22 protein-coding genes are annotated in these 18,060 nt (G+C 70.9%); 17 read left to right on the forward strand and 5 right to left on the reverse strand.

What is annotated here, in order from left to right:
- Positions 1-9: 9 nt before the first annotated feature.
- Genes AB0M51_RS03720 through AB0M51_RS03745 form a run of 6 tightly spaced genes read left to right on the forward strand, consistent with a single transcriptional unit; the run spans position 10 to position 3,995 of the window.
- Entirely contained in the window at positions 10-474 is a 465-nt protein-coding gene (locus AB0M51_RS03720; RefSeq protein WP_363747981.1) for an adenylyltransferase/cytidyltransferase family protein, read from the forward strand.
- 34 nt (positions 475-508) lie between these two features.
- Positions 509-1,234 carry a CDP-alcohol phosphatidyltransferase family protein gene (locus tag AB0M51_RS03725; protein ID WP_363747983.1) on the forward strand — a complete coding sequence of 242 codons (726 nt, stop codon included), beginning with the start codon at positions 509-511 and terminating at the stop codon, positions 1,232-1,234.
- The gene (locus AB0M51_RS03730; protein WP_344201481.1) at positions 1,231-1,647 is read left to right on the forward strand and encodes an adenylyltransferase/cytidyltransferase family protein; all 417 of its coding nucleotides are present in this window, start codon (positions 1,231-1,233) and stop codon (positions 1,645-1,647) included. Before AB0M51_RS03725 ends, AB0M51_RS03730 begins: the two co-directional genes overlap by 4 nt.
- Positions 1,647-2,834 carry a glycosyltransferase gene (locus tag AB0M51_RS03735; protein WP_344201478.1) on the forward strand — a complete coding sequence of 396 codons (1,188 nt, stop codon included), beginning with the start codon at positions 1,647-1,649 and terminating at the stop codon, positions 2,832-2,834. Before AB0M51_RS03730 ends, AB0M51_RS03735 begins: the two co-directional genes overlap by 1 nt.
- A 54-nt stretch (positions 2,835-2,888) precedes the next feature.
- Complete coding sequence (locus tag AB0M51_RS03740) at positions 2,889-3,266, forward strand: VOC family protein (protein ID WP_344201475.1); 378 nt, start codon at positions 2,889-2,891, stop codon at positions 3,264-3,266.
- 27 nt (positions 3,267-3,293) lie between these two features.
- Positions 3,294-3,995, forward strand: a complete 702-nt coding sequence (locus tag AB0M51_RS03745) for an alpha/beta hydrolase (protein ID WP_344201472.1) — start codon at positions 3,294-3,296, stop codon at positions 3,993-3,995.
- Here the strand turns inward: AB0M51_RS03745 and nadA are convergent, their stop codons facing one another.
- Positions 3,996-5,177, reverse strand: coding sequence for a quinolinate synthase NadA (gene nadA, locus AB0M51_RS03750; protein ID WP_344201469.1), 1,182 nt, complete (start codon positions 5,175-5,177; stop codon positions 3,996-3,998).
- 82 nt (positions 5,178-5,259) lie between these two features.
- On the opposite strand from nadA, the gene AB0M51_RS03755 reads away from it, so the two are divergent.
- From AB0M51_RS03755 to AB0M51_RS03790, 8 genes are all read left to right on the forward strand, one after another.
- On the forward strand, positions 5,260-5,850 hold the full coding sequence (locus tag AB0M51_RS03755) for an NTP transferase domain-containing protein (RefSeq protein WP_344201466.1): 591 nt from the start codon (positions 5,260-5,262) through the stop codon (positions 5,848-5,850).
- Between the two features lie 43 nt (positions 5,851-5,893).
- The gene (locus tag AB0M51_RS03760) at positions 5,894-6,769 is read left to right on the forward strand and encodes a MoxR family ATPase (RefSeq protein ID WP_344201463.1); all 876 of its coding nucleotides are present in this window, start codon (positions 5,894-5,896) and stop codon (positions 6,767-6,769) included.
- A 5-nt stretch (positions 6,770-6,774) separates the two neighbouring features.
- Positions 6,775-7,881, forward strand: a complete 1,107-nt coding sequence (locus tag AB0M51_RS03765) for a VWA domain-containing protein (RefSeq protein ID WP_344201460.1) — start codon at positions 6,775-6,777, stop codon at positions 7,879-7,881.
- Entirely contained in the window at positions 7,874-8,989 is a 1,116-nt protein-coding gene (locus AB0M51_RS03770) for an XdhC/CoxI family protein (protein WP_344201458.1), read from the forward strand. Before AB0M51_RS03765 ends, AB0M51_RS03770 begins: the two co-directional genes overlap by 8 nt.
- A 71-nt stretch (positions 8,990-9,060) precedes the next feature.
- Entirely contained in the window at positions 9,061-9,525 is a 465-nt protein-coding gene (locus tag AB0M51_RS03775) for a (2Fe-2S)-binding protein (RefSeq protein ID WP_344201456.1), read from the forward strand.
- Positions 9,522-11,906 carry a xanthine dehydrogenase family protein molybdopterin-binding subunit gene (locus AB0M51_RS03780; RefSeq protein ID WP_363747988.1) on the forward strand — a complete coding sequence of 795 codons (2,385 nt, stop codon included), beginning with the start codon at positions 9,522-9,524 and terminating at the stop codon, positions 11,904-11,906. The genes AB0M51_RS03775 and AB0M51_RS03780 overlap by 4 nt, the downstream gene beginning before the upstream one ends.
- Complete coding sequence (locus AB0M51_RS03785; RefSeq protein WP_363747990.1) at positions 11,903-12,757, forward strand: xanthine dehydrogenase family protein subunit M; 855 nt, start codon at positions 11,903-11,905, stop codon at positions 12,755-12,757. The genes AB0M51_RS03780 and AB0M51_RS03785 overlap by 4 nt, the downstream gene beginning before the upstream one ends.
- Positions 12,754-13,419 carry an SRPBCC family protein gene (locus AB0M51_RS03790; RefSeq protein ID WP_344201449.1) on the forward strand — a complete coding sequence of 222 codons (666 nt, stop codon included), beginning with the start codon at positions 12,754-12,756 and terminating at the stop codon, positions 13,417-13,419. The genes AB0M51_RS03785 and AB0M51_RS03790 overlap by 4 nt, the downstream gene beginning before the upstream one ends.
- 6 nt (positions 13,420-13,425) lie before the next feature.
- Here AB0M51_RS03790 and AB0M51_RS03795 read toward each other — a convergent pair whose 3' ends face one another.
- The 3 genes from AB0M51_RS03795 to AB0M51_RS03805 are packed head-to-tail and all read right to left on the reverse strand — an operon-like array spanning position 13,426 to position 15,032.
- Positions 13,426-13,920 (reverse strand): NUDIX domain-containing protein, encoded by a 495-nt coding sequence (locus AB0M51_RS03795; protein ID WP_344201446.1) that lies wholly within the window; start codon positions 13,918-13,920, stop codon positions 13,426-13,428.
- On the reverse strand, positions 13,913-14,110 hold the full coding sequence (locus AB0M51_RS03800) for an endonuclease V (RefSeq protein ID WP_363747993.1): 198 nt from the start codon (positions 14,108-14,110) through the stop codon (positions 13,913-13,915). The genes AB0M51_RS03795 and AB0M51_RS03800 overlap by 8 nt, the downstream gene beginning before the upstream one ends.
- Before the next feature lie 7 nt (positions 14,111-14,117).
- Positions 14,118-15,032 carry a LysR family transcriptional regulator gene (locus tag AB0M51_RS03805; RefSeq protein WP_344201441.1) on the reverse strand — a complete coding sequence of 305 codons (915 nt, stop codon included), beginning with the start codon at positions 15,030-15,032 and terminating at the stop codon, positions 14,118-14,120.
- Positions 15,033-15,108: 76 nt separating this feature from the next.
- On the opposite strand from AB0M51_RS03805, the gene AB0M51_RS03810 reads away from it, so the two are divergent.
- On the forward strand, positions 15,109-15,840 hold the full coding sequence (locus AB0M51_RS03810) for an SDR family oxidoreductase (RefSeq protein WP_344201439.1): 732 nt from the start codon (positions 15,109-15,111) through the stop codon (positions 15,838-15,840).
- Here AB0M51_RS03810 and AB0M51_RS03815 read toward each other — a convergent pair whose 3' ends face one another.
- Entirely contained in the window at positions 15,841-16,233 is a 393-nt protein-coding gene (locus tag AB0M51_RS03815; protein WP_344201436.1) for a VOC family protein, read from the reverse strand.
- 119 nt (positions 16,234-16,352) lie between these two features.
- Here AB0M51_RS03815 and AB0M51_RS03820 point away from each other — a divergent pair, with 119 nt between their 5' ends.
- Together AB0M51_RS03820 and AB0M51_RS03825 are read left to right on the forward strand one after the other, a co-directional pair.
- A complete protein-coding gene (locus AB0M51_RS03820; RefSeq protein WP_344201433.1) occupies positions 16,353-17,480 on the forward strand; it encodes a glycerate kinase in 1,128 nt (375 codons plus the stop codon).
- Positions 17,481-17,663: 183 nt separating this feature from the next.
- Complete coding sequence (locus tag AB0M51_RS03825; RefSeq protein ID WP_344201431.1) at positions 17,664-18,020, forward strand: iron-sulfur cluster assembly accessory protein; 357 nt, start codon at positions 17,664-17,666, stop codon at positions 18,018-18,020.
- Positions 18,021-18,060: the final 40 nt, after the last annotated feature.

The raw sequence follows: 18,060 nt of genomic DNA on the forward strand, positions 1-18,060 counted from the left end.
CAGGGAAGAATGCGGGATTTCGTGTTGGGGGAAGGCAGCTTGGCCACCGAGCCGCGGGTCGGATGCGTTGTGGGGGTCTTCGACCTGTTCCACGTCGGGCATGTCGACGTACTCGAGCGGGCGCGGCAGTTCTGTGACCGGCTGGTCGTCGCGGTGCTGTCGGACGACTGGGCACTCGACGCCTGGGGCGCGCGGCCGTTCGTGCCGCAGCTGGAGCGGGCGCAGATCGTCGGGCACCTGCGCTGCGTCGACGAGGTCGTTGCCGTCGACGCGGTACAGGACGACCGGCTGGCCGGTGCACTGGGGGTACAGACCGTGTTCGCCGCGAGTGCCGCGGACGGCGTGCTGGGTGTTGCGGAGCTCGCCGGGCTGCCGGCCGGGCTGATCACCGTACTGCCCGCCGGTCGGCGGTCCCGCAGCCCGATCCTGCGCGCCGCGATCGACCAGCGGCAGTCGCGCAGCTCGGTCGCATGAGGGCTGTACTGATGCCGCGACACCGGGAGGCCCCATGACCGGGTTGCGGGACACCGTCGCGCGGCTCTCCCGGGCGCAGAAGCCGTCGGCCGGTACGCCGGCGTACTCGCGGTTCGTGAACCGCCGGATCGGCCGGGTGTTCGCGGCCGCGGCGTACCTGGGAGGCCGGACGCCGAACCAGGTGAGCCTCGCGTCCGGGTTCTGCTCGCTGGTCGGGATCGTGCTGGTGGCGACCGTGCGCCCGTCGTGGTGGTCGGCCCTGCTGGTGACCGCGCTGCTCGTGCTCGGGTACGGGCTGGACTCCGCGGACGGGCAGCTGGCCCGGCTGCGCGGCGGCGGCTCGCCGCTGGGGGAGTGGCTCGACCACATGATCGACGCGGTCAAGATCGTGCTGCTGCACAGCGCCGTACTGATCTCGTTCTACCGCTTCGATGCCTTCGGCAATGACCTCGTGCTGCTGGTGCCGCTGGCCTACGTGTGCCTGTCGTCGGTGCTGTTCTTCGGCCTGATCCTGATCGACCAGCTCCGCCGCCGGCACGGCGTTGGCGCGAAACCCAACGAACGTGGCGATTCCGTGGTCAAGTCGTTGCTCATCGCACCGACCGACTACGGCGTCCTCTGCCTGGTCTTCCTCGCCTTCGGCGCACCGTCGGTGTTCGTCGTGCTGTACGGCGCGTTGCTGCTGCTGAACGCGCTTTTCCTGGCCGCCGCGATCGGCAAGTGGTATCGGGAGATGGCAGCCCTGGGGGTGTCCGCATGACGGTCGTCGGCTACGCGCCCGGCGTGTACGACATGTTCCACATCGGCCACCTGAACATCCTGCGCCGCGCCCGCGAGCACTGCGACCACCTGATCGCCGGCGTCGTCGAGGACGACGTGGTCACCCGGATCAAGGGCCGCCCACCGGTCGTCCCGCATGCCGAGCGGATGGACGTGGTCCGGGCGCTGGACCTGGTCGACCAGGTGGTCAGCGACTGGTCCAGCGACAAGTTCGAGATGTGGCAGCAGCTGCGGTACGACATCCTGTTCAAGGGGGACGACTGGAAGGGAACCGAAAAGGGGACCAGACTGGAGCGGCTGCTGGGTGAGGTCGGCGCACAGGTGCATTACTTCCCGTACACCGCCTCCACCTCGAGCACCGATCTGCGCAGGCTCCTGGAGGGGATGAGCTGATGCCTGGCCGGCCGAAGGTCTTGCTGAGCGCCTACGCGTGCCGGCCGTCGGGCGGGTCCGAGCCGGGCGCCGGATGGGCCTGGGCGAAGGCCGCGGCGCGCGACCACGACGTCTGGCTGCTGACCCGGGGCAAGTTCGTGCACGAGATCCACGAGGAGCTCGCCGCGCGGCCGGTGCCGGGGCTGACCGTCGTACCGCTGGAGATGCCCCGGTGGATTCTCCGGCTCCGGCGCCGGCCCGCGGACGTGTACTGGTACTACCCGTTGTGGCAGGGGCTGGCCCGGCGTACGGCGCGGGAGCTGCACGCGCTGCACGCGTTCGACGTGATCCACCACCTGACGTTCGCGGTGGACTGGATGGGCGCCGGGGTGGTCGAGGAGTCGTCCGCGAAGGTGATCTGGGGTCCTGTCGGCGGGTCGACGACCGCGCCGCTGTCGATGGCGCACTGGCTGGGCCCGCGGGGCGTTCTGGGGGAGCTGGTACGGCGGGCCTACACCGGCGTGCGGCGGCGTCTGACCGGTCGCCGGATGGCGCAGACCGCGGACCTGATGGTTGCCCAGAACAACGACGTCGCGGCGGCGTTCGCGCCGTACGCGCAGGAGCTCGTGGTGCAGCCGAACGTCGCGATCCGGCGGTTCACGGCGTCCGGGCCGTACGAGCCGTTCAGCCGCACCGTGAAGACCGCCTTGTTCGTGGGGCGGCTGATCCCGTGGAAGGGCGTGCTGCTGGCGATCAGCGCGCTGGCGCGTCCGGAGGCGGCGGGCTGGGAGCTGCGGATCATCGGCGACGGGCCCGACTGGGGCCGCGCCGAGAGCCTCGCCTGGCAGTTGGGCGTCCGCGACCGCGTGGAGTTCATGGGCGCGCTGCCCCGCGAGGAGGTGCTGGCCGCGATGTTCCGGGCGGACGCCTTGCTCGCACCCGCGTTCCGGGAGGCCGCCGGCTGGGCCGTCACCGAAGCCCTGGCCTCCGGATGTCCGGTGGTCTGCGTCGACCGCGGCGGCCCGGCGGTCATCGTCGGCCCCGAGGAAGGCGTCACGGTCCCGTGGCGCGGCGACGTCGTCGGCGAACTCGCCCGCGGCCTGTCCACCCTGACCGGCCGCATCACCCCGGTGGACCGCTGGGGCCCCGACCGCCTCCCGGAGCTGCTGGCGGAGTGGTACAACCCGGCGCGCGTCACCGCCGACTGACGGGTTGGGGCGGGGTACCGGCAGATCACCGACCTCGCCCAGAGAAAGGCCGCCATGTCTGCGAACCTCGCTGCCACCGTCCTCGGAACTCCGGATCCGCCCAAGCTGGCCGACTTCTACCGCGAGCTGTTGGACTGGGTCGAGGTTCGGCGCCAGCCGGACTGGGTGACCCTGCGCCACCCCGACCGCGACCGCCCGGGGCTGAGCTTCCAGCTGGAGTCCGACCACGTCCCGCCGACCTGGCCGCAGCAGGGCGACGTCCAGCAGATGCAGGCCCACCTGGACATCGAGGTGGACGACCTCGACCGCGAGGTGGAACACGCGGTGAGTCTGGGCGGCAGCGTCGAGGCCCATCAGCCGCAGCCGGACGGTGTGCGGGTCATGCGCGACCCGGACGGTCACCTGTTCTGCCTGTTCCTGCCGGGCTTCTGAGCCGCCGGGACTGGGTACCGGCCGGCCGTGTTCGAAGGATTCGTGCTGGACGACGTCGACCTCGAAGGACAGCGGATCAGGGTGCGGTACGGCGGCAGCGGACCCGCCGTCGTACTGCTGCACGGGCATCCGCGGGCCCACACCACCTGGTACGCCGTGGCACCGCGGCTGGTGGCCGCCGGGTACACCGTGGTGTGTCCGGACCTGCGCGGCTACGGGCAGTCGGGCAAGCCGGTCACGGGCGCGGAGCACACGCCGTACTCGAAACGGGAGCTGGCCGCGGACGTCGTACGGCTGATGACGTCGCTCGGGCACGAGCGGTTCGCCGTCGCCGGGCACGACCGCGGTTCGTACGTCGCCTATCGCACCGCGCTCGACCATCCGGAGCGAGTCAGCAAGCTCGTCGTGATGGACAGCGTGCCGGTCGTCGAAGCGCTGGAGCGATGTGGGGCGGAGTTCGCCGCGGCGTGGTGGCACTGGTGGTTCTTCGCGCAGCAGGAGAAGCCTGCCGAGCGGGTGATCTGCGCGGATCCCGACACCTGGTACAACGCGTGGACCACGCTCGCGCTCTGGTCGACCGACGACGACATGGAGCAGCTCTACGGAGATGTGGTCGCGGTCTGGCGGCCGTGGTGCCGCCAGGTCGAGGGGCACGGCATCAAGTCCACGCACCACATCGCCGAACGCAACCCGGAAGACCTGGTACGCAGTCTGCGGGCCTCCCTCTGATCAGTCCTTCGCGGTCTTGCCCGGGAGGGCGAGCATCTGGTCGAGGGCGACCTTGGCGTAGTGCTCGGTGTCGGCGTCGACCTTGATCGGGTTGACGACGTGGCCGGCGACCAGGTTCTCCAGGGCCCAGACGAAGTGCGGGAGGTCGATGCGGTTCATCGTCGCGCAGTAGCAGACGGTCTTGTCGAGGAACACGATGTTCTTGTCGGTGTGCTGCTTCGCGAGCCGCTGGACCAGGTTGAGCTCGGTGCCGACCGCCCACGACGTACCGGGCTCGGCCGTCTCAAGGGCCTGGATGATGTACTCCGTGGACCCGACCTGGTCGGCCTTCGTGACGACCTCGTGCCGGCACTCGGGGTGCACGATCACGTTCACGCCGGGGACCCGGGAGCGGACGTCGTCGACCGACTCGGCGGTGAACCGGCCGTGCACCGAGCAGTGCCCGCGCCACAGGATCATCTTCGCGGCGGCGAGTTGCTCCTTCGTGAGCCCGCCGTTCGGCTTGTGCGGGTCGTACACGACACAGTCGTCGAGCGACATGCCCAGTTGCAGTACGGCGGTGTTGCGGCCGAGGTGCTGGTCCGGGAGGAAGAGCACCTTCTCGCCCTGCTCGAACGCCCAGTTCAGCGCCGTCTCGGCGTTGCTCGACGTACACACGACACCGCCGTGGCGGCCGCAGAACGCCTTGATGTCGGCGCTCGAGTTCATGTACGTGACCGGCACCGTCACGTCCGCGACGCCCGCGTCGGCGAGCGCGTCCCAGGCGGCCTCGACCTGCTGGATGCGGGCCATGTCGGCCATCGAGCACCCGGCCGCCAGGTCCGGCAGGATCACGGTCTGCTGGTCGTTGGTGAGGATGTCGGCCGACTCCGCCATGAAGTGCACGCCGCAGAACACGATGTACGGCGCGTCCGGGCGGGCCGCCGCGTCCCGGGCGAGCTTGAACGAGTCACCGGTGACGTCCGCGAACTGGATCACCTCGTCGCGCTGGTAGTGGTGCCCGAGCACGAACACCTGGTCACCGAGCGCCGCCTTCGCCTTCAGCGCCCGCTCCACCAGATCCGGGTCGGACGCCGGCGGAAGCGCGCCCGGGCACTCGACGCCGCGCTCGGAGTGCGGGTCGGTGTTCTGCCCGAGGAACAGCAACGGAAGGGACCTCGAGCCGTCTGCGATCGTCGTCACGTCAGATATCGTGCCACGCCTGCCGCCCGGCATCGCGTGGCAGACGTCACTGCCCAGAGTGTGAAATCAGTACGCTGCTGAGGTGAAGAACGCCCCTGCCGTCGCAGGCCTCCTCCTCGCTGCCGGCGCCGGCCGCCGGATGGGTACTCCGAAGGCGCTGGTCCGCGACGCGTCCGGCGTACCGTGGGCCGTCCGTACGGCGAGGTTGCTGACGTGGGCGGGCTGCGCCCCGGTCGTGGTCGTCGTCGGCGCCGACGCCTTCCGAGCCCGAGCCGCTCTCGCCGCCGAACCGGTCGAGGTCGTCGAAGCAACGGACTGGTCCGAAGGCATGGGTGCCTCGCTCCGCGCCGGCCTCACGCATCTCACCAGCTCGGGTGCGGACGCGGTCGTCGTGGTGCCGGTGGATGTACCCGGGCTGACGGTCGCCGCCATCGAGAGGATCACGTCGGAGGTCGGACCGGAGGCCTTGCGGCGGGCGACGTACGACGGCGCGCCCGGGCACCCGGTGGTGATCGGGCGGGCGCACTGGGACGGGGTGATCGCGTCGGCGCGCGGGGACGAAGGGGCACGGGCCTATCTCCGCGAGCACCGGGCGGCGCAGGTGGAATGCGGTGACGTCGCGGACGGCGCCGACGTCGACACGCCCGCGGACCTGCCGCCGGGCCACCGTTGAGACGGGGGTTGGCAACACGGCCGGGTAGGTGAATGCTGAAGAAATGCGTGCCGTCGGCTCGGCGGGCGAGCTTGCCGGGTGTTTGCGGGCGACCGGGTACTTGGCCGGTGAGGGCCTTGCCACGGTCGGCTATCTCACGCTCGCACTGCACCGCCCGCTGCTGCTCGAGGGCGAGCCTGGCACCGGCAAGACCGCCCTCGCCGAGGCACTCGCCGAAGCACTCGGGATCGACCTGATCCGCCTGCAGTGCTACGAGGGCATCGACGCGTCGCAGGCGCTCTACGACTGGGACTTCCCGCGGCAGATCCTGCACCTGCGCACGGTCGAGGCGACCAGCTCCGAGGCGGCCGTCGAAGAGGTGGAGAAGAGCCTGTTCGACGAGCGCTTCCTGTTGTCCCGCCCGGTTCTGCGGGCGCTCCGGGAGAGCCCCGCCGTACTGCTGGTCGACGAGATCGATCGCGCCGACGACGAGTTCGAGGCGTTCCTGCTCGAGGTGCTGTCGACGTACGAGGTGACGATCCCCGAGCTCGGCACGATCGCCGCCGACGTACCGCCGGTCGTGGTGCTCACCTCGAACCGGACGCGGGAGGTGCACGACGCGCTGAAGCGCCGGTGCCTGTACCACTGGATCGACCACCCGGGTCTGGCCCGGGAGATCGAGATCGTCCGGACGCGACTGCCCGGCGTGTCGGCGCGGCTCGCCGAACAGGTCACGAGGTCTGTCCAGCGGATGCGCGATCTGGACCTGCTGAAGCCGCCCGGTGTCGCGGAGACCCTCGACTGGGCGCGCGCTCTGGAGGCGCTCGGCACCGACGTCCTCGACGTCGAGACCGCGGCCGCGACGCTCGGCGCCGTACTCAAGTACCGCGAGGACACGGACCGCGTCCGCGACTCCCTCGACCGCCTGCTGGCGAGCTGACTCCTATGACGCACCAGAAGCTCTCCGCGCCGGACCTGGCGCTTGCCGGGTTCGCGACCGCGCTTCGGCACGCGGGGCTGGCGGTGACAGCCGATCGGGTGCAGCTGTTCCTGCAGGCGGTGGCGGTCCTCGACGCGACGTTGACCGCCGACGTGTACTGGGCCGGTCGCGCCGCCCTCTGCAGCGGACCCGACGACACCGCCCGGTACGACGAGGTGTTCGCCGCCTGGTTCACCGGCGACCGCACCCGCGGCGTCGTCCCGAGCCGCACACCGCAGGCCTCCGTCCAAGCCGCCCTCGACGTCTCGGACGCGGGCGACGACAGCGGCGACCACAGCCTCAACGTCTCCGCCAGTACGACGGAAGTCCTCCGCCATCGCGACGTCGCCGAACTGTCGGCCGTCGACCGTGCCGAACTCGCCCGCCTGTTCGGCACGCTGCGCCCGCAGGTCCCGCTGCGCCGGGCGAACCGCCGCCGCCCCTCACACCGCGGCGAGATCGACCCGCGGCGCACGCTCCGCGCCCAGCTCCGGCAGGTCGGCGAACCGGCCCGCGTCCACTACCGGCGCCGCGGCGTCCGGCCGCGCCGCGTCGTCGTACTGATCGACGTCTCCGGCTCGATGCGCCCGTACGCCGACAGCCTGCTCCGGCTCGCGCACGCGATGGTCCAGCAGGCACCGCGGATCGTCGAGGTGTTCACCATCGGTACCCGGTTGACCCGCGTCACCCCGGCGCTCCGGCACCGCGACCCGGAGTTCGCGCTGCGCGCCGCCGGGGACGTGGTACCCGACTGGTCGGGCGGGACCCGGCTGGGCGAGGTGCTGAAGGTGTTCCTCGACCGCTGGGGGCAACGCGGTACCGCGCGGCGCGCCGTCGTGGTGGTGTGCAGCGACGGCTGGGAACGCGGCGACGCCGCCCTCCTCGGCGCCCAGCTGGAACGCCTGGCGAGCCTCGCGCACCGGGTGGTCTGGCTCAACCCGCACCGCGGCAAGCGCGGGTACGAGCCGGTGCAGGCCGGGATCGTCGCCGTCCTGCCGCACCTGGACGATCTCGTCGCCGGGCACAGCCTGGCCAGCTTCGCGGAACTACTGGAGGTGGTGGCCGATGCGTGACGTCCTCGATCGGTTGCTGACATGGTGGGAGGCCGGCGAATCCGTTGCCGTCGGCACCGTTGTCGCGACGTTCCAGTCGGCGCCCCGGCCGCCCGGTGCGGTGATGCTCGTCGGTCCCGGGCTGGAGGCGGTCGGCAGCGTGTCCGGCGGCTGCGTCGAGGGCGCGGTGTACCAGCTCGGCGAGGAGATCCTGGAGTCCGGTGAGCCGGTGCTGCAGCGGTACGGCGTCAGCGACGAGTCGGCGTTCGCGGTCGGGCTGACCTGCGGCGGGATCCTCGACGTGTTCGTCGAGAAGGTCGACCGGACGACGTTCCCGGAACTGGCGGAGGTGGCGGCGGACATCGCCGATGGCCGGCCGGTGGCGGTGGCGACCGTGGTGGCGCACCCGGACCCGGCCCGGATCGGCCGCCGGCTGATCGTCCGTCCGGACGGGCAGTCGGGGAGCACCGGCTCGGACCGTGTCGACGATGCGATTGCCGACGATGCGCGCGGCCTGCTGGCGAACGGCCGGACCGAGACGCTGGAGTACGGACCGGACGGGCAGCGGCGCGGTGAGGGGATGCGCGTCTTCGTGTCGTCGTACGCGCCGGTGCCGCGTTTGCTGGTGTTCGGCGCGATCGACTTCGCAGCTGCGGTTGCGCGACTCGGTTCGTTCCTGGGCTATCGGGTGACGGTCTGCGATGCGCGCGCGGTGTTCGCGACCGCGACCCGGTTCCCCTTCGCCGACGAGGTGATCGTCGACTGGCCGCACCGGTACCTGTCCGCGGAGGCGGCGGCCGGCCGGCTCGACGAGCGCACGGTGATCTGCGTACTGACGCACGACCCGAAGTTCGACGTACCGCTGCTGGAGGTCGCGCTGCGGTTGCCGCAGGTCGCCTACATCGGCGCGATGGGCTCTCGGCGCACCCACGACGACCGGCTGAAACGCCTGCGGGAGGCGGGTCTGAGCGAGACCGAGGTCGCCCGGCTGGCCAGCCCGATCGGCCTCGACCTCGGCGCGCGTACCCCGGAGGAGACCGCGGTCAGCATCGCGGCCGAGATCATCGCCCAACGGTGGGGTGGCGCAGGGCAACGACTTTCGGCAGCGGCAGGGCCGATCCACCACTGAACCTTGTGGTCGAGAACACAACAGGAGCAGGATCGACGGTACGGCGAGTACTGACATCTGGAGGCGGGGCGATGACCCGGATCACGGTGAAGGTCGACGGAAGCAGCTTCACGGACGAAGTGGAGCCGCGCACGCTGCTCGTGCATTATCTGCGCGAGCAACTGGGGAAGACGGGCACCGTGGTCGGTTGCGACACCAGCAACTGCGGCGCCTGCACCGTGCACCTGGACGGCCGCAGCGTGAAGTCGTGTTCGCTGCTCGCGGTCCAGGCCGACGGTCACGAGATCACCACAATCGAGGGACTCGCGACCAACGGCCAACTGCATCCGATGCAGCAGGCCTTCCACGAGAACCACGCCCTGCAGTGCGGCTACTGCACACCGGGGATGATCATGCAGTCCCTCGACCTGATTGCCGACAATCCGAATGCCGACGACGACGAGATCCGCCTCGGCCTCGAAGGCAACCTCTGCCGCTGCACCGGCTACCAGAACATCGTGAAGGCGGTCCGCGCCGCGGCCGGAGGTGCGCAATGACGGCCACCGAGGAACGCCCGGTCAAGGAGGTCGGCAACCCGCGGCGCCGCAAGGAGGACGCCCGGCTGATCACCGGCCGGACCCGCTGGACCGACAACATCGTGCTGCCCGGCATGCAGCACCTCGCGATGGTGCGCAGCCCGTTCGCCCACGCCCGGATCACCTCGGTCGACACCAGCGCCGCCAAGGAAGCGTCCGGTGTCGTCGCCGTGATCACCGGCGCCGACATCGCCGAGGAACAGGGCGCCCTGCCGAACGCGTGGGCCGTCGTCCCCGACCAGAAGGCACCGCCGCACCCGTCGATGGCGGTCGACCGGGTCGCGTTCGCCGGCGAGATCGTCGCGATGGTGATCGCCCGCACCGCCGCCGAGGCGGCCGACGCCGCCGACCTGGTGGACGTCGACTACGAGGAACTCGACCCTGCGCTCGACCTCAAGGCCGCGGCCCGCGACGAGGTGCTCGCGCATCCGGATCTCGGGACGAACGTGTCCGCGGTCTGGTCGTACGACTCGGCCGAGTCCGGCACCGGCGGCGACGTCGAGGCGGCGATCGCGGCGGCCCGGGACGGCGGCATCCTGATCGAGCAGGAGTTCCGGCAGCAGCGGCTGATCCCGGCGTTCATGGAGCCGCGGTCGATCGTCGTCGATCCGACCAGCGAACAGATGACGGTCTGGTCGTCGACCCAGGTGCCGCACTTCGTGAAGATCTTCATCGCGCTCGTGCTCGGCATCCCGGAGAGCAAGATCCGGGTGATCGCCCCGGACGTCGGCGGCGGCTTCGGCGGCAAGCTGCAGTTCACCCCGGAGGAAGTGCTCACGGTGATCGCGGCCCGCCGTACCGGAAAACCCTGCAAGTACACCGAGAGCAGGTCCGAGTCGTTGATGGCGGCCCACCACGGCCGCGACCAGTGGCAGCAGCTCACGCTCGCCGCGAACGCCGACGGTACGGTCACCGGGCTGAAGGTCGAGCTGATCGCCGACATGGGCGCGTACCTCGGCCTGGTCACGTCGGCGATCCCGCTGCTCGGCGCGTTCATGTACAACGGGATCTACAAGTTCCCCGCGTACCACCTCGGCATCACGAACGTATTCACGAACAAGACGTGGACCGACGCGTACCGCGGCGCCGGCCGCCCCGAGGCGACGTACGCGATCGAACGCCTGATGGACGAGCTCGCCGCCCGGGTCGGCGTCGACGCGCTCGAGATCCGCGAGAAGAACTGGATCAAGCACGAGGAGTTCCCGTTCTCGACGGTGTCCGGGCTGCGGTACGACTCCGGCAACTACGAGGCCGCGACCGCGAAGGCGCGCGAGCTCTTCCGGTACGACGAACTCCGCAAGGAACAGGCGCAACGCCGGGAGTCCGGCGACCCTGTGCAGCTCGGCATCGGCGTGTCGACGTTCACCGAGATGTGCGGGCTGGCGCCGTCGCGCTGGCTCGGGTCGATGGGGTACGTCGGCGGCGGCTGGGAGCACGCGTCGATCCGGATGCTGCCGACCGGCAAGGTCGAGGTGGTGACCGGGACCAGCCCGCACGGGCAGGGCCACGAGACCGCGTGGAGCCAGCTCGTCGCGGACCGGCTGGGCGTGGCGTTCGAGGATGTCGAAGTACTGCACGGCGACACCCAGGTCGCCGTCCGCGGGCTCGACACGTACGGTTCGCGGTCGCTGGCCGTCGGCGGGATGGCGGTCCTGGCCGCCGCGGACAAGGTGATCGAGAAGGCGAAGCCGATCGCGGCGCAGCTGCTGGAGGCGAACGCGGACGACCTCGAGTTCTCGGCCGGGCGGTACGGCGTCCGCGGGACGGACGCCGGGATGACGATGGCCGAGCTGGCGTTCGCGGTGTTCCAGGGGCACAAGCTGGACGGGGCCGGCGACGGGTCGCTGGACGCGGACGCGACGCTGGACCCGGAGGACTTCTCGTTCCCGCACGGCACGCATCTGTGCGCGGTCGAGGTCGACACCGAGACCGGCGCGACCAAGCTGCGCTCGTACGTGTGCGTCGACGACGTCGGCGTGGTGGTGAACCCGCTGATCGTCGAGGGGCAGGTGCACGGCGGCCTCGCGCAGGGGATCGCGCAGGCGCTCTACGAGGAAGCGGTGCACGACGAGGGCGGGACGCTGGTCACGGGGTCGTTCGACCAGTACACGGTGCCGGGGGCACCTGATCTGCCCGCGTTCGAGACCGCGCGGACCGAGACGCCGGCGACCACGAATCAGCTCGGCGTGAAGGGGGTCGGCGAGGCCGGCACGATCGCGTCCACGCCGGCTGTCGTGAACGCGGTCGTCGACGCGCTCCGGCCGCTCGGCGTCACGGACGTGCAGATGCCGTGTACGCCGTACCGCGTCTGGAAGGCGATTCAGGAAGGGGAGCGCTCATGATCCCGGCGGCGTTCGACTACTACGCGCCCACGACGGTCGACGAGGCGCTGGCGCTGCTGCGCGAGCACTCCGACGCGAAGGTGCTGGCCGGCGGGCAGAGCCTGATGCCGGCGCTCCGGCTGCGGCTCGCGGCGCCGGAGACGATTGTCGACATCGGGAAGGTCGACAATCTGCGCGGGGTCCGCGACGACGGCGACGCGCTGGTGATCGGTGCGATGACCCCGCACAGCACGGTGCAGTCCGATCCGCTGGTGCTCGAACACGCCAAGCTGATCTCGTTGGCCACGGCAACGGTCGGCGATCCGCAGATCCGGCATCGCGGGACGTTCGGCGGCTCACTGGCGCACGCGGATCCGGCGGCCGACCTGCCGGCCGTCGCGGTGGCGCTGGACGCGTCGTTCGAGATCGCCGGCCCGGACGGTCGGCGGACCGTGCCGGCGTCGGAGTTCTTCCAGGGCGTGTTCACCACGGCGCTCGCCGAGGACGAGTTGCTGCTCGAGGTGCGGGTGCCGAAGTACACGGGCTGGGGCGCGCACTACGAGAAGTTCAGCCGGGTCGCGCAGGCCTGGTCGATCGTGTCGGTCGCCGCGGCGGTCCGGCTCGACGGCGACCGGATCGCCGAGGCCCGGGTCGGGCTCGGCAACATGGGCTCGACACCGGTCCGGGCGACCGCGGTCGAGGCGGCCCTGGTCGGTCAGCCCGCGACGGCCGACGCGGTGCGGGAAGCGGCGGCGCGGGCCGCGGACGGCACGTCGCCGGTGAGCGACGGCAACGGCGACGCGGACTACCGCCGGCATCTCGCGACGGTACTCACCCGGCGCGCGGTCCTGGCAGCGGCAGGTACGGCGTGAAGCTCGAGCACAAGTTCGTCGTACCGGCGCCCGTGGACGAGACGTGGGCCGCGTTCAACGACCTCGAACGGGTGGTGCCGTGTTTCCCCGGCGCCACCCTGACGTCGTACGAAGGAGACGACTTCACCGGCGCGTGCAAGGTGAAGCTCGGGCCGGTGTCGCTGCAGTACACCGGCACCGGCACCTTCCTCGAACGCGACGAGTCCGCCCACCAGGCCGTCATCGAGGCCAAAGGCAAGGACCGCCGCGGCAACGGCACCGCGCACGCCCGGGTCACCGCCAAGCTCACCGCCTCCGGCGCGTCCACCGAGGTGACGGTCGACACCGACCTGACCATCACCGGCCGCCCCGCCCAGTTCGGCCGCGGCCTCATCCAGGACGTCTCCAACAAACTCCTCGACCAGTTCACGGCCTGTCTGCAGACCAAACTCAACGGCGCTCCTGAGGCCGAGGCTCCGTCGCCGGAGTCCGTGACCTCATCACCGACCCAGACCCCACCAGCGAGGGACACCACCCAGACCACCGGCTCCGCGGAGACAGGCGACGACGAGGTTGTCCTCGACCTCGGCCACACCGTGCTCCCGATGCTCGCCAAACGCGCGACGCCGTACCTGATCGGCGCCGCCCTGGCCCTCCTGCTCCGCCGCCTGTTCCGCCGCTGACCGACGTCATCGCTCCGGGTCGTCGAAGTACGCCGTACCAGCAAACACCGCCGCCAACACCGCCCGGTGCCCAGCGATCACGCTCAGTTCGGCGGCCTCGGCCGCGGTACACCAGCGACTCTCGCTCACCTCCGCGGACGCTCCCGCCCTACCGCCGACGGCCTCCGCGCGGAAGACCATCCCGACGATCTGCACGCGGTCGCCGTCCGGATAGACCACCACCACGTCCGGGTTCGAGTACACGCCGACGAGCCCGGTCACCCGTACCTTGAGCCCCGTCTCCTCGTACGTCTCCCGCTCAGCTGCCTCCGCCGGGCGCTCGCCCGGCTCGATCGCACCGCCCGGCATACACCACTCGCCGTTGTCCGTACGCCGGGTCAGCAGCAGCCGCTCGCCGTCCATCACCGCCGCCGCGGCCCCGATCCGCAAGCGGGCCGTCGCTCCGATCCGTTCGCCGTACTCGTGCCGCGTGTACCCCGGCACCCGAGGCGTGTCATCCACCACTGCGCAACCCCTCTCGGCACGCTCGATCCGCGAGCCGCGTCGTCTCCGGCAGCCGGTACGTCGGCGTGAGCCGCAACACCTGCGCCACCGCCGTCGCCAGCGTCACGCGGTCGACCACCTCGACCCGCCCGCGCAACTCCTCCTGCACCGCGACAGCCTCAGCCGCGCTCGTCGGCCATCCGATCACCGCCCCGTCACTGGTCCTTTCCGGTACGGCGAGGTAGTTCGCGGGCGACCTGGATGAAGGCGCGGAGCCGTGGATCCGTGCTGCGCCGGCGCCAGACCAGGGCTGTTCGTGACGGAGGCAGCCCGGTCAGCGGGACGTACACGATGCCGCGGTGCCCGAGCCGATCGGCGGCGGCCGGGACGGTCGGATGGACGATCCGCCCGCGGGCGATCAGCTCGCTCACCTGGAACGCGCTGGCGGCCTCGCGGGACAACCGCCGGATCGGACGGCCGCTCGGAGTACGGTGCGGAATCAAGGCCTCCAACGTCTCGCGGGGTTCCTCGGTCATCGGCAGCACCGCGCAGTCGGCGACGTCCTCGATCGACACCTGGTCGCGTCCGGCGAACGGATGCTCAGCACCGACGGCGAGCACCCGCGGCTGCTTCTCGAGCGTAGGCCCGACCACCAGGTCGGGCTGCTCCAACGGCAGCCGCATCGCGATGACGTCGACCTCACCACGCCGGAGCGGCTCGAGCGGAGCGGACACCGGCAGGTCGCTGGCCTGGACGTGGCAGTCGGCGTACCGCTCCTCGAACGCGGCGACGATCGCCGCCAGTCGCGCACCGCCGGCCACGAAGTAGATCCCCAGCCGCAGAACGCCGTCGAGCCGGCGGTTCGCGCCGCGGGTGTGTTCGAGTACCGCTGCCAGCTGTCCGTAGGCGGGCCGCAGTTCCGCGAGCATGCCTTGGCCGGCCGCGGTCAGCGTCACCCGGCGGCTGGTCCGGTGCACCAACTCGCAGCCGAGTTTGCGTTCCAGGGCTCGCAACGACTGACTCACGCTCGACTGCGTCAGGCCGAGCCTCGCGGCCGTCCGCCCGAAGTGGAGCTCGTCGGCCAGGACCAGGAAGATCCGCAGCTCGCGCAGTTCGATCGTCGGCTCCATCGATCGGTCATGCTACTCGCAGCGATCGGGGATCGGGCCTTGATGAGTGCGGCCGGTGCCGGGAGGCTCAGATGTCATGAGCAACGATCTCGACGGCAGGAACGCGCTGGTCATCGGTGGATCGCGGGGCATCGGCCGTGCCGTGGTGGAACAGCTCGCGACGGCCGGCGCGGCGGTCGCGTTCAGCTACGTCAGCAACAAGGACGCCGCCGCGGCGTTGGTCGACGACCTGCGGCGCGCGGGCCGGGTCGCCACCGCGTTCCAGGCGGATCTCGGCCGCGTGTCCGATGTACGGGAGCTGTTCGCGCGGGCCGGGGATGCCCTGGGACCGCTCGACATCGTGGTGGCGAATGCCGGCGTGGCGATCGTCAAGGCACTCGTGGACTGCACCGAGGAGGATTACGACGAGGTCTTCGCCGCGAACGCCAAGGGCACGTTCTTCGCCCTGCAGGAGGCTGCGCGACGGGTCCGCGACGGCGGGCGGATCGTCGCGGTCTCGACCGGCGGCACGAAGATGTGGTTCACCGGGACCTCGCTCTATCTGGGGAGCAAGGGCGCGGTCGAGCAGTTCGCCCGTGTCCTGTCACGCGAGCTCGGCCCGCGGGAGATCACGGTGAACGTCGTGTCGCCCGGCTTCACCGACACCGATCTGCTGCCCGAGCGCGATCGTCGCGTGGCGGCGTCGCTCTCGGCGTTCGGGAGGGTCGGGACCCCGGCGGAGGTCGCCCGTGTAGTCGGGTACCTCGCTTCGGACGCAGCCCGCTGGGTCACCGGGCAGAACCTCGCGGCCGGCGGGGGAGTCTTCTGACTAGTTGCCCAGGGGGATGCCACCAGGCGGCCACTCGACCAGCTCGAACCGGTAGCCGTCGGGGTCGACGAGCCAGGCGGTCTTCGGGCCGTCCGGTCCGTGCGCCACCGGCTCACCCGGAGAGAGGCCGGCTGCCGTCAAGCGGTCGACGGCAGCGCTCAGCGACTCGACCTCGATCGCGAAGTGCTCGAAACCGCGAACCTCGACCGGGCCGTCCGCGGGGCGGTGCACGAGTTCCAGCGACACCGACGTCTCGTCGGGCAGCCGTAACCAGACAAGGGTGGCGCCGTCGTCGAGCGGGATCTTGGAGAGTTCGACGTACCCGACCGTGGTGTAGAAGGTGAGTGAGCGTTCCAGGTCACTCACGCGGAGGGCGAACAGGATCGACTTCATAGCAGCGATCCAATCGTGTTCCGGTTCGGAAGGACAGGTAGTGCCTGGATGAGTACGTCCTGTTCTTGTGCACGTGGACAGGCGTCGGGGTCCTGCGCGGCGTGGGGGAGGATGTGCGCATGCGGATTCTGATTGCGCCGGACAAGTTCGCGGGAACGCTGACCGCCGTGGAGGCTGCCGCGGCGATCGAGGAGGGCTGGCGGCGGCGCGACCCCGGCGCCGAGGTGCTGGTGGCGCCGATGGCCGACGGCGGCCCCGGGTTCATCGACGTACTGTCGGCGGTCGTGGACGGGAAGCTGCTGTCCGTCACGATCCGCGGACCGCTCGGCGAGGAGACGCCGGCGACGGTGCTGCTGGCGGGGGAGACGGCGTACGTCGAGACCGCGCAGGCGTGCGGCCTGCACCTGGTGGAGCCGAAGCAGCGCCGCCCCGAGGACGCGACGACGTACGGCGTCGGGCAGCTGATCACCGCCGCGGTCGACGCCGGCGCGAAGCGGATCATCCTCGGCCTCGGCGGTTCCGGTACGAACGACGCCGGCGCCGGCCTCCTCGCCGCCCTCGGCGCCACCGCCGAGAGCGCCGAGCCGACCGCGGGTGGGGCCGGTGGGCGTGGTCGGCTGGATGGCGGTGCGGCCGGGCTTGCCGGGTTGACGGCGGTGGACCTGTCGGCGGCCCGTGCGCGGGTCGAGGGGGTCGAGTTCGTGGCAGCGAGTGATGTCGAGAACCCGATGCTCGGGCTGCGCGGCGCGACCAACGTGTTCGGCACCCAGAAGGGTCTCTCGGACGAGCGGAAGCCGGTGGTCGACGGCTGGCTGACGCACTTCGCGGAGCTGGCCGGCCGCAAGACCGCGGATCAGAAGGGCGCCGGCGCCGCCGGCGGGCTGGGGTACGCGCTGCTGCTCCTCGGCGCCGAGCGCGTCTCCGGTATCGACCTGGTCGCCGAGCTGACCGGGCTGAAGCAGAAGGCGTCCCAGGTGGACCTGGTGATCAGCGGCGAGGGCGCGTTCGACTTCCAGTCTCGCGACGGCAAGGTGATCGCCGGGGTCGCGAAGGTCGCGAACGACGCGATGCGCCCGTGCGTTGTCCTCGCCGGGAAGGTGCAGATCGGGTCCCGCGAGATGCGGTCGATGGGAGTCGAGTCGGCGTACGCGCTGGTCGACACGGTGGGTGAGGAGCAGGCCTTCGCGGACCCGCACGGCTCGCTCGCCACGGTCGCCGAACGGGTCGCCCGGACCTGGGCCCGCTGACCCTGCGTCACGGACGGCCCGCGGCGCGGGTGTTCGGCCCGTGACCGGGTTGGTTGATCCGTGAAATTCGTGTGCGACCATGGGAATGAGCGCGGGACGGCGTCTGTTGTCCTGTGTTGACAAGAGACTTCCGTGCCGACGGAGTTCGTGCGTAGGCACTTGAGTAGATGACTGGAGTCAGGGATGACTGAAGCGCAGACCGAGCAGGCCGCAGCGACGGGTGTTCTCCTCACCGACGGAGCCGCCTCGAAGGTGAAGGCGCTGCTCGACCAGGAAGGCCGCGACGACCTCGCGCTGCGGGTCGCCGTGCAGCCGGGTGGTTGCTCCGGGCTGCGGTACCAGCTGTTCTTCGACGAGCGGCAGCTCGACGGTGACGTGGTGGCCGACTTCGGCGGTGTGAGCGTCGTCACCGACCGGATGAGCGCGCCGTACCTGAAGGGTGCGACGATCGACTTCGTCGACACGATCGAGAAGCAGGGCTTCACGATCGACAACCCGAACGCGACCGGCTCCTGCGCCTGTGGCGACTCGTTCAACTGAGCTGAGCTAGGCCGAGAAAACCCCTGGTCACCTGCGCGTG

Source organism: Kribbella sp. NPDC051137 (genome assembly GCF_040682535.1).
Classification (GTDB): domain Bacteria; phylum Actinomycetota; class Actinomycetes; order Propionibacteriales; family Kribbellaceae; genus Kribbella; species Kribbella karoonensis.

What these genes read in the sequence shown, in the direction of transcription:
- AB0M51_RS03720 (WP_363747981.1), top strand. Translation starts at nt 10, where the DNA reads ATGCGGGATTTCGTGTTGGGGGAAGGCAGCTTGGCCACCGAGCCGCGG.
- AB0M51_RS03725 (WP_363747983.1), top strand. Translation starts at nt 509, where the DNA reads ATGACCGGGTTGCGGGACACCGTCGCGCGGCTCTCCCGGGCGCAGAAG.
- AB0M51_RS03730 (WP_344201481.1), top strand. Translation starts at nt 1,231, where the DNA reads ATGACGGTCGTCGGCTACGCGCCCGGCGTGTACGACATGTTCCACATC.
- AB0M51_RS03735 (WP_344201478.1), top strand. Translation starts at nt 1,647, where the DNA reads ATGCCTGGCCGGCCGAAGGTCTTGCTGAGCGCCTACGCGTGCCGGCCG.
- AB0M51_RS03740 (WP_344201475.1), top strand. Translation starts at nt 2,889, where the DNA reads ATGTCTGCGAACCTCGCTGCCACCGTCCTCGGAACTCCGGATCCGCCC.
- AB0M51_RS03760 (WP_344201463.1), top strand. Translation starts at nt 5,894, where the DNA reads ATGCGTGCCGTCGGCTCGGCGGGCGAGCTTGCCGGGTGTTTGCGGGCG.
- AB0M51_RS03765 (WP_344201460.1), top strand. Translation starts at nt 6,775, where the DNA reads ATGACGCACCAGAAGCTCTCCGCGCCGGACCTGGCGCTTGCCGGGTTC.
- AB0M51_RS03770 (WP_344201458.1), top strand. Translation starts at nt 7,874, where the DNA reads ATGCGTGACGTCCTCGATCGGTTGCTGACATGGTGGGAGGCCGGCGAA.
- AB0M51_RS03775 (WP_344201456.1), top strand. Translation starts at nt 9,061, where the DNA reads ATGACCCGGATCACGGTGAAGGTCGACGGAAGCAGCTTCACGGACGAA.
- AB0M51_RS03780 (WP_363747988.1), top strand. Translation starts at nt 9,522, where the DNA reads ATGACGGCCACCGAGGAACGCCCGGTCAAGGAGGTCGGCAACCCGCGG.
- AB0M51_RS03785 (WP_363747990.1), top strand. Translation starts at nt 11,903, where the DNA reads ATGATCCCGGCGGCGTTCGACTACTACGCGCCCACGACGGTCGACGAG.
- AB0M51_RS03805 (WP_344201441.1), bottom strand. Translation starts at nt 15,032, where the DNA reads ATGGAGCCGACGATCGAACTGCGCGAGCTGCGGATCTTCCTGGTCCTG.
- AB0M51_RS03810 (WP_344201439.1), top strand. Translation starts at nt 15,109, where the DNA reads ATGAGCAACGATCTCGACGGCAGGAACGCGCTGGTCATCGGTGGATCG.
- AB0M51_RS03815 (WP_344201436.1), bottom strand. Translation starts at nt 16,233, where the DNA reads ATGAAGTCGATCCTGTTCGCCCTCCGCGTGAGTGACCTGGAACGCTCA.
- AB0M51_RS03820 (WP_344201433.1), top strand. Translation starts at nt 16,353, where the DNA reads ATGCGGATTCTGATTGCGCCGGACAAGTTCGCGGGAACGCTGACCGCC.
- AB0M51_RS03825 (WP_344201431.1), top strand. Translation starts at nt 17,664, where the DNA reads ATGACTGAAGCGCAGACCGAGCAGGCCGCAGCGACGGGTGTTCTCCTC.